This window comes from Chryseobacterium sp. G0162, from assembly GCF_003815715.1.
GTDB lineage: Bacteria > Bacteroidota > Bacteroidia > Flavobacteriales > Weeksellaceae > Chryseobacterium.
The window spans coordinates 2,305,364-2,319,788 of the sequence record NZ_CP033922.1 but is presented as its reverse complement, the minus strand read 5'-3'; the positions used below and the strand labels follow the sequence as shown (position 1 = coordinate 2,319,788).

General features: G+C 37.0%; 11 protein-coding genes. 1 reads left to right on the top strand and 10 read right to left on the bottom strand.

Features of this window, described 5'->3' with window-relative positions; all coding sequences use genetic code 11:
* Positions 1 to 3 precede the first annotated feature (3 nt).
* The 7 genes from EG344_RS10580 to EG344_RS10550 form a co-directional block, all read right to left on the bottom strand.
* Positions 4 to 1,209 (bottom strand): hypothetical protein, encoded by a 1,206-nt coding sequence (locus EG344_RS10580; RefSeq protein ID WP_123909398.1) that lies wholly within the window; start codon positions 1,207 to 1,209, stop codon positions 4 to 6.
* A gap of 183 nt (positions 1,210 to 1,392) precedes the next feature.
* Entirely contained in the window at positions 1,393 to 2,724 is a 1,332-nt protein-coding gene (locus EG344_RS10575) for a quinol:cytochrome C oxidoreductase (protein ID WP_123909397.1), read from the bottom strand.
* Between the two features lie 8 nt (positions 2,725 to 2,732).
* On the bottom strand, positions 2,733 to 3,410 hold the full coding sequence (locus tag EG344_RS10570; RefSeq protein ID WP_123909396.1) for a c-type cytochrome: 678 nt from the start codon (positions 3,408 to 3,410) through the stop codon (positions 2,733 to 2,735).
* A gap of 1 nt (position 3,411) precedes the next feature.
* On the bottom strand, positions 3,412 to 3,933 hold the full coding sequence (locus tag EG344_RS10565) for a DUF3341 domain-containing protein (protein WP_047376185.1): 522 nt from the start codon (positions 3,931 to 3,933) through the stop codon (positions 3,412 to 3,414).
* Positions 3,920 to 5,317 carry an NrfD/PsrC family molybdoenzyme membrane anchor subunit gene (nrfD, locus tag EG344_RS10560; RefSeq protein WP_089735129.1) on the bottom strand — a complete coding sequence of 466 codons (1,398 nt, stop codon included), beginning with the start codon at positions 5,315 to 5,317 and terminating at the stop codon, positions 3,920 to 3,922. Before nrfD ends, EG344_RS10565 begins: the two co-directional genes overlap by 14 nt.
* Before the next feature lie 25 nt (positions 5,318 to 5,342).
* Positions 5,343 to 8,408, bottom strand: a complete 3,066-nt coding sequence (locus EG344_RS10555; protein WP_123858566.1) for a TAT-variant-translocated molybdopterin oxidoreductase — start codon at positions 8,406 to 8,408, stop codon at positions 5,343 to 5,345.
* Positions 8,409 to 8,431: 23 nt separating this feature from the next.
* On the bottom strand, positions 8,432 to 9,790 hold the full coding sequence (locus EG344_RS10550) for a c-type cytochrome (RefSeq protein WP_123858567.1): 1,359 nt from the start codon (positions 9,788 to 9,790) through the stop codon (positions 8,432 to 8,434).
* Between the two features lie 182 nt (positions 9,791 to 9,972).
* Between EG344_RS10550 and EG344_RS10545 the strand changes: the two genes are divergently transcribed.
* The gene (locus EG344_RS10545) at positions 9,973 to 10,530 is read left to right on the top strand and encodes an SPOR domain-containing protein (protein ID WP_123909395.1); all 558 of its coding nucleotides are present in this window, start codon (positions 9,973 to 9,975) and stop codon (positions 10,528 to 10,530) included.
* A 47-nt stretch (positions 10,531 to 10,577) separates the two neighbouring features.
* Here EG344_RS10545 and EG344_RS10540 read toward each other — a convergent pair whose 3' ends face one another.
* From EG344_RS10540 to EG344_RS10530, 3 genes are all read right to left on the bottom strand, one after another.
* Positions 10,578 to 11,855 (bottom strand): DUF6080 domain-containing protein, encoded by a 1,278-nt coding sequence (locus EG344_RS10540; protein WP_228412904.1) that lies wholly within the window; start codon positions 11,853 to 11,855, stop codon positions 10,578 to 10,580.
* A 76-nt stretch (positions 11,856 to 11,931) separates the two neighbouring features.
* On the bottom strand, positions 11,932 to 12,792 hold the full coding sequence (locus EG344_RS10535; protein WP_123909394.1) for a T9SS type A sorting domain-containing protein: 861 nt from the start codon (positions 12,790 to 12,792) through the stop codon (positions 11,932 to 11,934).
* An 84-nt stretch (positions 12,793 to 12,876) separates the two neighbouring features.
* Positions 12,877 to 14,418 (bottom strand): protein adenylyltransferase SelO, encoded by a 1,542-nt coding sequence (locus EG344_RS10530; protein ID WP_123909393.1) that lies wholly within the window; start codon positions 14,416 to 14,418, stop codon positions 12,877 to 12,879.
* Positions 14,419 to 14,425: the final 7 nt, after the last annotated feature.

The following is a 14,425-nucleotide window of genomic DNA, read 5'->3' as shown; positions in this document are numbered from 1 at the left end:
TATTTATGGGTTGATTTTATAGCTGGAAATTTTCCAGTCTCCGTTTACATTTTTAAGTCCGAAAGTTACCTTTAATGAGGTTGTCTTACCATTTTTATCCGTTACATCATAAGTAGCATTTACACTCGCTCCGTTAGGATTAGAGGCACTTGTTGTAATATTTTTAACACTTACATTTTTAACGGCTCCAAAACCAGAGTTAGGGTTAGAGAATGATTCATAACTTCCCCAGCTTGGGTTATTGGACGTTTCATAAGCCGCTTTTAAATTCTGAGAACTTACACTATTCAGGAACTTGCTTACTGTATTTTTAGGATCTGCAGTCGGCTGTTTTGGAGTAGCCGGAGCTGTAGGGGTTACTGTACTTGGATCCGTTGTAGCAGGTGGAGTAGTGGTACCCGGATTATTAGGGTCTACTACCGCACTTGGTTGTTGCGGAACTGCCGTTGTATCTGTTTTTGGAACGGCAGGAACTTTCAGGGCTGCTGCATTTACATCCAATCCGATTTTAGACATTTTGAATGTCTTTGCCGTTGTTTTTACAGAAACAGTGATATCAATTTTGTTATCTACTACTTTTGAAGCAGGAATAGAGGAGAACTTAAGATTGAATCCTTTAAAGTTATTATCCTGCATCAGGTTTTTAGCAGTAGAAAGTCTTACTCCATTGCTGAAAACTTCTAATGTAGCTTCCAGACCTGCTCCGGTAAATGATACAGGATTTCCTGCTGCATCTACTAATCTTGGAACGATCTGGATGGATGTTGGTGCACCGCTTCCATCGTCTCCTGTTGGTCTGGTCACAAGGCTTAATGCTCCTGCTTTCACGTCATTAGGATCACTTTCCTTGGCTTTATCATCACCAAAGATATTCATTTCACCTAATGATGGTGGGGCAGAACTAGCCCATTCAATTCCATTTTTCTGTGCAACTTCGTCAGCTAAAGTCATGATTTCAGGAACTTTTTTCCCGTTAATCAGTTTTCCAAGAGCTTTTAGCTCATTTACATCCCCATCTGCTTCCACGCCAAATGTTTTAAGGATATAAAGAGCTTCATTAAACTTAATCTGTTTAATGGTTGGTAGGCTGGAAGTCATATCATTAATACTTGACTGCAGCGTTTTAGTATTCGTAGCATCTACATGATCTTTCTTACATGCTGTAAAAAGCAACAGACTGAAAACAAGTAGAAAAGAAAACTTTTTCATTTTTATTTGGTTTGTTGCAAATTTACTAAAACCTTTATTAATAGTGGATTTTATTTTTTGTTTTGTTTTTTCTGGAGTTTTCATTTGAAATTGTTGGAGAAAAATAACCGTCATATTTTGAACATAAAAAAAGACTGATTGCTTAAACAATCAGTCTTTTAGAGTTTATTGTGTTACAAGTCCTTAGAAAGGATACTCATAAATTTCAGATTCATGTAAGTATGGGTTTCCTGTAGGAATCAACTTTAATTTTGATAAAGCTGTTAATACAGTAAACATAAATAGTCCTGCAACAAATAAAACCGCTCCCGCTATTAATAGGAATACCTCAGGAGTGTTCCAGTAAGGTCCTACCGTTCCTGGCATTACCATATTGAAATAATCTAAAAGGTGACCTAAAATAACTACAACAGCCATTGTTGTTACTACTTTATAGTTTCTCTTGATGCTGCTACTTACTAATACCAATAAAGGTAATAAGAAGTTAACGATTAGCATTGGAAGGAACGTTGTTCCATAGTGTTGGAATCTTCCGAAGAAGTAGTTAACCTCTTCTGGTACGTTTGCATACCAGTAAAGCATGAACTGTGCGAACCATGTATATGTCCAAAGCATACTTGTAGCGAAAAGGAATACTCCTAAATCGTGTAAGTGGTTGTCATTGAACTGTGGTAAGAAACCATTTTTCTTAAGATAAACACTTAATAAAATGATAACAGCAATACCACTTGAAAGGCAGCTAACCATTGAATACCAGATATACATTGTAGAATACCAGTGAGGGTCAATAGACATCAACCAGTCCCAAGCCCAAGCTGCAGAAGCAAATCCGAAGAATGCAATATATCCTACCGCCCATCTGTAAAGCATTTGATACTCTACTTTTGAGTTCGTGTCATCTACTTTCTTAGATTGAGCTTTCAGTTTCCATGCGAAGAATGAAGCACCTATCACATAAATAAGAGTTCTGATAGCATAGAAAGGAATATTTAAGAATCTTTTCTTTTCAAATAAAATCACATCGAAATGTGCAGATTCTGGATCTGTTAAATCCGGATCCATCCAGTGGAATAAGTGACCTTGGTGGAAAATATTCAATAGCATAATTATTACTAGAATAGCACCTCCGTAAGGAATATAAGAAGCAATAGCCTCCATTACTCTTGTAATGATAATTGGCCATCCTGCATGTGCTGCATGCTGAATACAGTAGAAAAATAATACTGCACAACTTACTCCGAAGAAGAATACAGCTACGAAATGTATGGATGCTAAAGGCGAATTATGAACCTGCATTGTTGCATGCTCTAAATGAGCATTGTGATCCTGAGGTCCTACCATTTCACTTGAGTGTGTAGGAGCAGTATGACCAGAAGCATGAACAGCCTCCATCATGTGTTCTATTTTCTCAGTAGAAATTCCTTTGTTCAAAAAGAAACCAATACCGAAAAGAACTAAACCTACAACAAGAAGTATTATAGAAGTTGATTTTAATTTTGGTGAAAAACTATACATTTCTTTTCTTATTTTTTAGTTTCAGTAGTCGTTTCAGTTGCTGGTGCTGCGGCTGCCGGTGCTGCTGCGCCTTTTTTGAAAGCACTCATCACATACATTGCCACTCTCCATCTATCACCAGGGTTTAGCTGTCCAGCGTAAGATCCCATCGCGTTTCTACCGTTTGTTAATACATAATGAACAGACCCTACAGTAATTTCTCTGTCAGCATAGTTTGGTACTCCAGAGAATGCACCTGTTTGTACAATTGGTCCTTGTCCATCACCTCCTGTTCCGTGACATGCGGCACAAGTGTGGTCAAACAATACTTTTCCTCTTTCAATATCCTTAGCAGCATTAGCTGGGTTTAGAGGAGAAGCTGTTAATTTTTTAGAAGCATCATAACCTGCGTTGTACTCGTCAACATTCTTTGGCTTTAAACCTTCTTCAAAAATACCATCTTTATTTTGTGCTACTGATCCTTCTACTGGAGAAAGACCTGTTGCACCATTATTTTTAACAAAAGCAGGAATTTCATTTTCATGATCTGAATATGCATCCTGAGCTTTCATCAATGGATCATAAGCTACCGGAAAATACATGTCCGGGAAGTATACCAACGGAGTGTTCTCCTTTGGTCCGCAAGAGTTAAGCAAAACTGTTGTTAAACCTAAAACTGCTATAATTCTTAATACATTCTTTTTCATTTTAAGCGTCTTTAACAGTTATTTCTTCAACTCCAGTTTCAATTAGCAACTGCTTTACAGATTCTACATCTTCAGTTACGAATTCCATCATGAATTTATCATCAGTAGTTCTTGGATCTGGATTCTGAGCTGGAGCTCCTGGATACATTTTGTTTCTAACTAAGAAAGTTAAAGACATCATGTGAGCAGCACAGAATACCATTAATTCAAACATTGGAACTACGAATGCCGGCATATTGTGTGCCCAGTCAAAAGCTGGTTTACCACCAATATTCTGAGGCCAGTCATGGTTCATTACATACCAGGTAACCGTAGCACCGATAGTAACACCATAAAGAGCATATAGGAAAGCAGCATCAGAAATTCTGGTTTTCTTTAAACCTAAAGCTTTGTCTAGTCCGTGAACCGGAAACGGAGTATAAACTTCGTTTATTGCGATTCCTTTATCGTTGAATGCTTTAACGCCGTTCATTAAATCGTCGTCGTCAGCATAAAGTCCGTATACAATTTTAGTGGTGCTCATCTCCTTCTTTTGCTTTATAAGTTTCACCTGAAATTTTCAGAATCGATTTTAATTCAGCCTGTGCAATTACAGGGAATGTTCTTGCGTATAGTAAGAATAATACAGAGAAGAATCCGATTGTTCCTAAGTATACACCCACATCAATGATCGTTGGCTTAAACATAGTCCAAGATCCTGGTAAGTAGTCTCTAGAAAGGTTGATAACGATGATATCAAAACGCTCAAACCACATACCGATGTTGATGATTAATGCAACAATGAATGTCCAGATAATGTTTGTTCTTGCTTTCTTGAACCAGAACGATGCAGGAACAACAAGGTTACAGATAATCAATGACCAGAATGCCCACCAGTAAGGTCCTACTGCTGCACCCGGTGAAAGGTATGTAAAGTCTTCAAATCTTGATCCTGAATACCATCCGATGAAATATTCAGTAGCATAAGCTACCGTTACCATACCACCTGTTAAAACGATTACAATGTTCATAATTTCGATATGATACATCGTAATATATTCTTCTAAGTGACAAACTTTTCTAGCGATTAACAATAGAGTTTGTACCATTGCAAATCCTGAGAAGATCGCACCAGCAACGAAGTAAGGAGGGTAGATAGTTGAGTGCCATCCTTTAATTACTGAAGTCGCGAAGTCAAAAGATACGGTTGTGTGTACTGAGAATACAAGTGGAGTTGCCAAACCTGCAAGAACCAAAGAAAGTTCTTCGAATCTTTGCCAGTGTTTTGCTTTACCACCCCAACCGAATGCAAGGAATGTATAAATCTTTTTAGTCCAAGGAGTTTTTGCTCTATCTCTGATCATTGCAAAGTCAGGGATTAGTCCCATGAACCAGAATACAGTTGATACTGAGAAATACGTAGAGATCGCAAATACGTCCCAAAGTAGAGGAGAGTTGAAGTTCCCCCAAAGAGAACCGAATTGGTTTGGTAATGGGAATACCCAGTATCCAACCCAAACTCTACCCATGTGAATTACAGGGAAGATTGCTGCCTGTACAACCGCAAAGATCGTCATCGCCTCTGCAGATCTGTTTACAGACATTCTCCATCTCTGTCTAAATAATAATAATACTGCTGAGATTAGGGTTCCGGCGTGACCGATACCTACCCACCATACGAAGTTGGTAATATCCCAACCCCAGTTAATAGTTCTGTTAAGCCCCCATGAGCCAATACCTGTTCCGATAGTATAAGCGATACATCCGAATCCATAGATGAATAGAACTAAGGCTGCATATAATGAGATCCACCATAATTTACCTGCTCTTTCTTCGATAGGTCGTGCAATATCCTCTGTGATATCGTGATAAGTTTTGTGACCAATAATTAGAGGTTCCCTTATCGGAGCTTCGTAATGTCCTGACATTTTTTACCTATTTATTATTTAAACTTTATTTTTCTACTCTGTTTCTTACTTTAGTGTGATAGAACACATTTGGTTTTGTTCCGATCTCCTCTAGTAAATAATATCTTCTGTTGCTAGAATATAAATCTCTAACTTCAGATTCTTTATCATTCATGTCTCCGAAAGTCATTGATCCTGTAGAACAAGCAGCAGCACAAGCACAAGAGTTTTTGAACTCAGCATCTGTTACTTTTCTGTTCTCTCTCTTCGCTGCTAAAATAGTAGCTTGAGTTTCTTGGATACACAATGAACATTTCTCCATTACCCCTCTAGTTCTTACAACTACATCTGGGTTAAGTACCATTCTTCCTAAATCGTTGTTCATGTTGAAATCGAACTTATCGTTTAGGTTATAAGTAAACCAGTTAAAACGTCTTACTTTATAAGGACAGTTGTTTGCACAATATCTTGTACCGATACATCTGTTGTAAGCCATGTGGTTTTGACCTTGCTTACCGTGTGAAGTAGCCGCTACCGGACATACTGTTTCACATGGAGCGTGGTTACAGTGCTGACACATTACTGGTTGGAAGATTACATCTGGATTATCAGCTGGGTGATTTAATGCTCCTCCGTCTCCGAATGCAGTACCATACAATTCAGGTACAGCCATTCCTTCTTTTAATCCTTCGTATACTTCTACTTTCTGTCTTGAAGAATAGTAACGGTCAATTCTTAACCAATACATATCTCTAGACATTCTTACTTCTTCTTTACCTACTACAGGAACGTTGTTCTCAGCCTGACAAGCAATTACACAAGCTCCACAACCTGTACAAGAGTTCAAGTCGATAGATAAGTTGAAGTGAGGACCGTCAGTATCATCAAATGCATCCCAAAGGTCAATTTTTCTTGCTGGAAGAGCTCCACTGATCGTGTGGTATTCCAAAGGCTTGTTCCATCCTTTGTGCTCATCATCGAAAGGAACATTAATGAATTCAGCTAAAGGAACTTCCTTCGCGATTTCATAACGACCCATCAATGTATTTTGAAGCTGGATACCTGCAAATTCGTGGTCTTCTCCTGTCTTTTCAATTTTAACCCCTGAAAGAGCAAGGTTAGAACCGTCAAATAAAGGATAAGCATTTACCCCTGTATCTGCAGTTGCTCCTGAATTCTTTTTACCATAACCAAGGGCAAGACCTACAGATCCTTCTGCCTGACCAGGTTGAATAAATACAGGAACATCTTTTATTGTTACTCCATTTACAGTAAGGTTTACAATAGAACCATCCAGCTGCATTCTCGCGTTAAGATCGTTGTCAATTGCAAATTTCTCTGCATCTTTAGGAGAAATTGTCAAGTAGTTATCCCAAGACATTCTTGTCAATGGATCTGGCAATTCTTGTAACCAAGGGTTGTTTGCCTGAGTACCATCTCCCATTGAAGTCTTAGTATATAATACCAATTCTAATTCAGAAGCTTTGAAGTTTCCTAGTTCAGCAACAGCTTGAGCGGCGTTTCCACCTGTGTAAGCTAATGTTGTTGAATTATTAGAAGTACTGATACCATTATACAATGCTTTGTTGAAAGAAGTACCCCCTAGGATAGAAGCTGAGCTAGCTTTTAAATAATCGTAGTAATTGTTTGCCGCATTGTTTTTACCATTCTTCCAAACCAATAGAGACTCTTCAATCTGTCTTGATTTGTAGATTTTTTGGATAGTAGGCTGCATCAATGAATATACTCCAGTCTGAGGCTCAATATCTCCCCAAGACTCTAACCAGTTTGCAACTGGAATTACAGCTTTCGCTGCTTTGTACATTTCATTTTTCTTATCAGCTACAGCAACTACATAAGAAACTTTAGATAAAGATTTTTTGAAATCTTCTCCTTTTGGATGAGAGTAGATAGGGTCTACGTTGTTTGTAATTAATACTCCAACCTGACCTGCATTTACCCATCCTAAAAATTCCTGGTATCTTGCTTTATCAAATTCTTTTAGGAAGTTTGCTTTACCAGTGAAAGCTACTGAACCTAATTTTTGGTTGATTAAGTGTGCTAAAACCTGTGCTCCTTTAGAACCATCAGCTAAAACAACAGCTTTGCTGCCTTTTGCTTTCAATTCGTTAGCAATTTCTGTAGCGGTCTTATCAGAAGTACCACCACCTACAATTGCATTATAAACTTCAACTAAAGTTTTGTTTACAGCACTTGGTTTTAATCTATATCTTGAATCAGAGTTAGCTCCGGTTAATGACATGTTTGATTCCACCTGAATGTGTCTCAACATGTTTGGACCTGGTTTTCTAGCCGCAGCGTAAGATGTTTCTAAGCTTGAAGCGTTGTAATCTCCTAAGAAATCAGCGTGGAAAGAAACTACCAATTCAGAACCTTTAAGGTCATAAACAGGTAATGCTCTCTGTCCGAATACTTCCTGTGCTGCATCTAATGCTGCAGAGTATGGGAAAGCATCGTAAGTTACTAATTCTGCTGTAGGATATTTTGCTTTAAATTCACCAAATAACTTTTTGAAAGTAGGTGAAGCAAAAGAGTGTGATAAAAGCACAATCTTTTTACCTGAAGCTTTAGCTTCCTCTAAACCTTTAAGAACAAAGCTGTCTACTTTATCGAAAGTTTCATCCTTACCGTCTAATTTAGGCTGCTTTACTTTATCATTATCATAAAGAGAAAGTACACTTGCCTGAGCTCTTGCGTTAGTTTTACCTAAATCACCAGCAGCTGGGTTTGGATCAATTTTGATAGGTCTACCTTCACGGGTTTTTACTAAAACACTAGCGAAATCGAAACCGTCAAAATATGTTGATGCATAATAATTAGGAACCCCTGGAATAATATCGTGTGGTTTTACCACGTAAGGGATTGTTTTGATTACCGGAGCTTCGCAGGCAGCTAAAGTTACTGCTGCTGTAGAGAATCCTAGTAATTTAAGGAAATCTCTTCTTGAAGTACTTGATCCGTTTGTCTCAGCATCTCCAAGGAAATCTTCTACCGGAATTTCTTCCTGAAACTCTTTCTGAGCCAGCTTATTATTTAAAGCTGGATCTTTAAGTTCATGAATACTTCTGAATTGTATTTTGTTTGAAGCCATTTATACTTCTAATTTTTTAGTTATTAATAATGACATTTACCACACTCAAGACCTCCAATTGCATCTACAGTGATCTTACCTCCATCTTGTGGATATTGTTTTTTCAACTTGTCGTGTAGATTTTTGAAGTACTCTTTATTATAACCGTTGTTCATATCAACCTCAGTCGTTCTGTGACATTCAATACACCATCCCATAGTAAAGTCGTTAGCCATTTGAACAACATTCATCGTATCAATTTTACCGTGACAAGCCTTACATACAACATCAATTTTGTTGTTAGGATTCTTTTTGTTGAAAGAATTGATGATCGCTTGTTCACCCGCTACTACGTGCTGAGAGTGGTTGAAGTAAACGAAATCTGGCATGTTGTGGATTCTTGTCCATTCAACCGGCTGTGTTTTTCCTGTGTACTGTTGTTTAGCAGGATCCCAACCTGTTGCAGCGTAGATCTTCTGGATTTCTCCGTCATAGAATGCCTTGTCTTTTCCTGGCTCCATGTAGTGATCTGCGTTGTATTCAGAAATTGTTCTGTGACAGTTCATACAAACGTTCATAGAAGGAATTTCAGATACTTTTCCGTATTTAGCACTAGAGTGACATAATTGACAGTCAATTTTCTGTTCTCCAGCGTGGATTTTGTGAGAGAAGTAGATAGGCTGCTCAGGCTTATACCCTTTGTAAACCCCGATCCACATTAACCAGTTCCAAACTCCGTAAGCAGCAAGAATAGCAAGAATAGCTATTATACCTTTTCCTACATAGTGGAACTTCTCATACATTTCCTTAAACGAACGAACTCTCGTTTCGTTAAGCCCTGTTAATTCCTCAGATTGGCCTAGTTTTACTAATTGTCTTAGCTTAACCAAGATCCAAACTAATAGACCAGCAATGGCTAAAAGTGAAATGATGACAATGTTTGTTGTGCTTTTGTCTGCAGGAGCTGCCGCATCAGCGCCAGGTGCAGGAGTGGCTTCCGTTTTTTTCTCTTCCGGAGCCGGAGGATTAGTAGTGAAAGCTAAAATGTCATCAATATCCTTCTCCGTAAGGTTAGGAAACTGTAACATTTCAGTTTTATTATACTTTTCAAAAATTTCATTGGCGTATTTATCCCCAGAAGCTCTAAGAGCTTTGTTGTCTTTAATCCACTTGTGAAGCCAATCTCTGTCTACACCACCTTCTGTCTTTACACGTTCTACAACCCCCTTTAATGGTGGTCCTATTACTTGCTTGTCCAGCGCGTGACATGCAGTACAATTCGCTTTGAAAAGTTTCTCTCCGTTTTTAGGATCGCCGTCTTGCCCGTAAAATGAAGCACTGGTTGATAGCAATAAGCCTATTGCGATCAACGTTTTTTTATAATGCTTTCTCCAACTAATCATTTAAATTATCTTATGTTAGTAAATTATTGAAACATATCAATTCGGCAAAAATAATATTTTTAACAGAAATTTAACGGCATATATAAAGGGGAAAATATCATTTACGTTTAATTTGTATTGATTCTAAATAACTCGTTTGGTATAGTTTTTTAATTTGTATAAATTTGCGGAAACAAGTTTAAATGAGAAATTTGATCAAAATATTTTCGATATTATCATTGTTTGGTTTTTATAGTATTGAAGCCCAGCAGGTTGTTAAAAAAGATACGCTTTCAGGAACAGAGCTTGTCATCACTATGGATTCCAAAATAAATGCTGCTTTGGAAGGAGTTGAAGATAAATGTTCAAAGGTTGCTGTCAATAATCCCACTAAAGATTATAGTAATAACGACTATGGTATTTCTTCAGGAACAAGTACAAAACCTAATAAGATTTATGTGCCGAATAGGGAATTGACTAATGCAGAAATTTGTAGAAAAAATCCTAGAATTTTAGGATATAAAATTCAGATCACAACGGTTAAAAGCAATGAGGAAGCTAATGAGGTGAAGTCTTATTTCAGAAAAAGATTTCCTAATCTTAAAGTGGAAACAGATGCTTCTTTAAGACCAAATTATAAAATCTTGGCCGGAAGTTATTTCAGTAAGCAAAGTGCTGCAAGTGATCTTTCAAGAGTGAGAGAGTATTTTAAATCAGCAGTTGCTGTACAGTACAGAATTTTCTGTTCAGAAGCAAAATAATGTTCAAAATTTCAAAATATAAAAGCCGAGAATATTCTCGGCTTTTTTTATTGATAATAGGTTTCTAAAAACCAAAAGAATTCTGACATTCTGAATAGGTTATTAAGGAATAAATAGGTGATTAATAAACTGGTGACCAGCGTTAAAAAAGCAATGGTTTTTGCGGAGAATTTATAGGCGTAAAATAGCCAGCCAATAAGCAGTGGATACACAAAAACAAAGTGCCCGCCGTAGATGTATGAGGTATGAAGACCAAATCTCATTATGCAATGAATGAAAATATCAAAGAAGAAAGAGATCATGATGACCTGTACCCATTTGTTTTTAAAATTCTTTAGATAACTCCAACTTATCAGTATCAATAATATAATGATAAAAATATAGGAAAATACTGATGAGTAAAGATCCATATAAAGGCCTTTAAAGTTAAAACCTTTCATATTGTGTTTATCCGAAAGGATGAAGCTGGGAAGCAAAATATTGCCTCCGAAAAAGAAGGAGAGTATCATATCCCAAGTCGGCATAGATTCTACATTGGAAAACTTCTCGTATTGCTGATTTGTTTTTGAAAAAATATTCTGGTATTTGAAATCTATCCTATAAAGATAAAGCAGTACATATATGAGAATGGCGATTGTTCCTCTTAAAATAGCACCTCCTAATCTTTTCCAGCTTTTAAAAAGGTCTTTTTCAAAGAATACCGGAATGAAAACTTTTACAATGTTTGTAATGGTGAGTCCACCAATGGTAATGCTTGCTAGTGAAAGGGCTGCTGCGGGTATTTTTTCTTCCTTTTTAAGTTTTATCGCTGCATAATGGTTGTACAATGAAAGTAAAAAGAGAGTGTATGTAAAGTTTTCAGGGGTGAAAGAAAGAATAATGTTGGTAGAAAAGATTCCAAAAAATAACGTAATCAAAAGACTGTAAGGTAACGGAAGCCTGATAATGTTCTTGAGGTATTTGAAAATTTGAACAACATTTAAGGTAATGATGATATTACTGAGCCATGCCAAGGTAAGTCTGAAGGTCATGTCCATTTTTCCACCTGATATGAATAGGCAAAATTCTCTTATCCAATTGAAAAAATAATAGGATAGGGGATGTCTTTCAAAACTGCCTCCTGTCATTAGGATAGATTTGTTGTCAAAACTGAAATAGGCATCCCAAGGAATTCTGCTGTCGAAAATGATTCTGTAGTGTATCGCAATATAAGAACCAAGAATTCCGTAGCAGGTGATGAAGAACAGGAATACACTTAGTTCTGTATAAGAAGATGGAAAAACCAACCTTAAAAAGTTGACAAATTTTGTTTTGATAAATGACACGTGTCTTTTTTTTTGCAAAAGTAAAATAAAAAACCACCAGAATTGGTGGTTTTATGAAGATTGTATAACGTTATGGTTATTGTTTGATAATTTTTTCCGTAGTAGAAGTTCCATCAGTAAATTCTACCTTCATCAGATAGATTCCTTTTGGAAGACTTGAAATATCTGTATTTCCTGATTCTGCTCTACTAAGGGTTTTTCCTGACATGTCAACCACAGAAGTTGCTTTTATTTTTTTGTCAGTTTTAATATTGACTTCTCCTTTTGTAGGGTTAGGGTAGATAGATGTATTTGTTTTTGATTTTAAAGCTTCGGATGTACCAAGAGATCCATTCGCTACAATTTGTACATCATCTATTGAAACGGCATCAGCATTATCTGCTACATATTGGAATCTTATTTTGACATTTGCCTGCCCTACATAAGCTGCTAAATCTCTTTGTACAGTCACTGTATTGTATAGATCGGTATCTACGTCTCCATCTCCATCATCAATGAAGCCTGGTTCGTTGTCTTCATTCCATATTGTTGTCCAGGTTGTTCCTCCGTTAGTTGAAATTTGTGCAAGAAGGTTGCCCTCATTTAAGCTTATCATATATGACCAGCCTAATTTTACTTTGAAGCTGAGTACTGGATTCGTTACGCCAACTAAACTAAAAGAGGGGCTTATCAAGCTAGCGTCATTTGCTCCGTCCACCCAGTCAATGGTTGCAGAATTGCTTCCGTTAATGGTAAATCTATTTCTTAATTCAGTAGAAATAGGAGTGATACCGGCAAAAACAACACTGGTAGAGTTCCACTCTCTTTGAGAATTGGTATTTGATTTCGTCCAACCAGTTGGAGGAAATGTTGTACCATCAAAATTTTGTGAAAGTATCGTCTGTGCATTACTGTAAAAGCATGATACTACTGCTAAAGAAAGTATAATTTTTTTCATATTAAAAGATTTCTCTAAAATTAGTGAAAATATTTAATATGATGTCAATAATTTAATATTTGATACCTTTTTATGGTATATTTGTTAAGAACTACACGAAAGTGTAGAACATCCGGCAGTGTCGTCATATCCTGATGGCCTTTTATTGGAAAATTCCGGAAATATTTCTTTATAGGGATTTTCTAATGCTTCAGTAAGCTTATTTAGCATTTCTGTTCGTCCATTGTTGATCTCCTCAATACATTCGTAAAGTAAATAATTTCTGAGGATGAATTTTGGATTTGATTTTGCCATCATTTGTAAAGACTCTTCTCTTGAAATGGAGTTTGAATTCAATCGGAATTCATATTTTTCAATAAAATTCTTAAGTTTCCCAAGCTTTTCATCCGTTAAAAAAGAGTAGGATATACTACTGAAGTGTTCTTTTAAGTCAATACCAGTGGCTAACTTTTCCAATTGATTAAAAAATAAAGTATAATCGAACTCCAGTTCCTGCATTAATCCCTGCCAGTTGGTAAAAAATTCTTCGTCATCTTTTTTCAGTTCATCAAATCCGAATTTTTGGCAAAGCATTTTATCATGAGCTTCCCAGAAATAAGTACCATAGCTGTTTAATGTATTTTCTAAAAATTTTTCATCCTTGATTAACGGGTGAAGTGCATTGGCTAGTTGCCAAAGGTTCCATTGAGAGATCTGCCCCTGTTTTCCAAAAGCATATCTTCTTCCCGGAAGATCTGTAGTATTGGGAGTGAAATTTAAATCATATTCATCCATCATGGAATAAGGCCCATAATCGATAGTGAGCCCTAAAATTGACATATTATCAGTATTCATTACTCCATGTACAAAGCCGACCCTGAACCATTCAACCATAAGATTTGCGGTACGGGTGCAAATGCTTTCAAAGAAGTCTTTATATTTTTGAGTGTCTGATGATGTGATTTCAGGATAATAATTTTCAATAGTGAAGTCTAATAACTCCTGTAAGGTTTTATATTCCTGCTGGGCAGACATCAGTTCAAAGTGACCAAACCGAAGGAAACTTTCAGCGGTTCTGATGACTACCGCACCTTTTTCCAATTGTGGATTTCCATTATACATGATATCACGAACGACATCTTCGCCGGTGAAAGCCAGGCTTAAAGCTCTGGTTGTAGGAACGCCTAAATGATACATCGCCTCACTCATCAAATATTCTCTTACGGAAGATCTGAGCACAGCTCTTCCATCAGCGTGTCTGGAATAAGGGGTTGCTCCAGCACCTTTCCATTGAATTTCTGTTCTTTTTCCTGAGGTGTTGGTAATTTCTCCTGCAAGGATGGCTCTTCCATCTCCAAGCTGCCCAGCCCAGTTTCCAAACTGATGCCCCGCATAGGCTGTGGCATAGGTCTGAACATTATCAGGTAAATGATTTCCCACTAAAAAATCAAGGTCTTTCTCTTCAAACGTACCTAATCCTATTTCTTCAGATAAAGTTTCATTAAAGGCTATTAACTGTGGTTTGTCAAAGCCCGCAGGTTGGATGGTTGAGAATAAAACCTTAGGAGTATTTCTCTGCATAGGGTTGTTGGAAAAATCTCCAGGAAATTTCTTGAGAAAAGATTGGCTGATGCGTTCGATATTCATCCTTCAA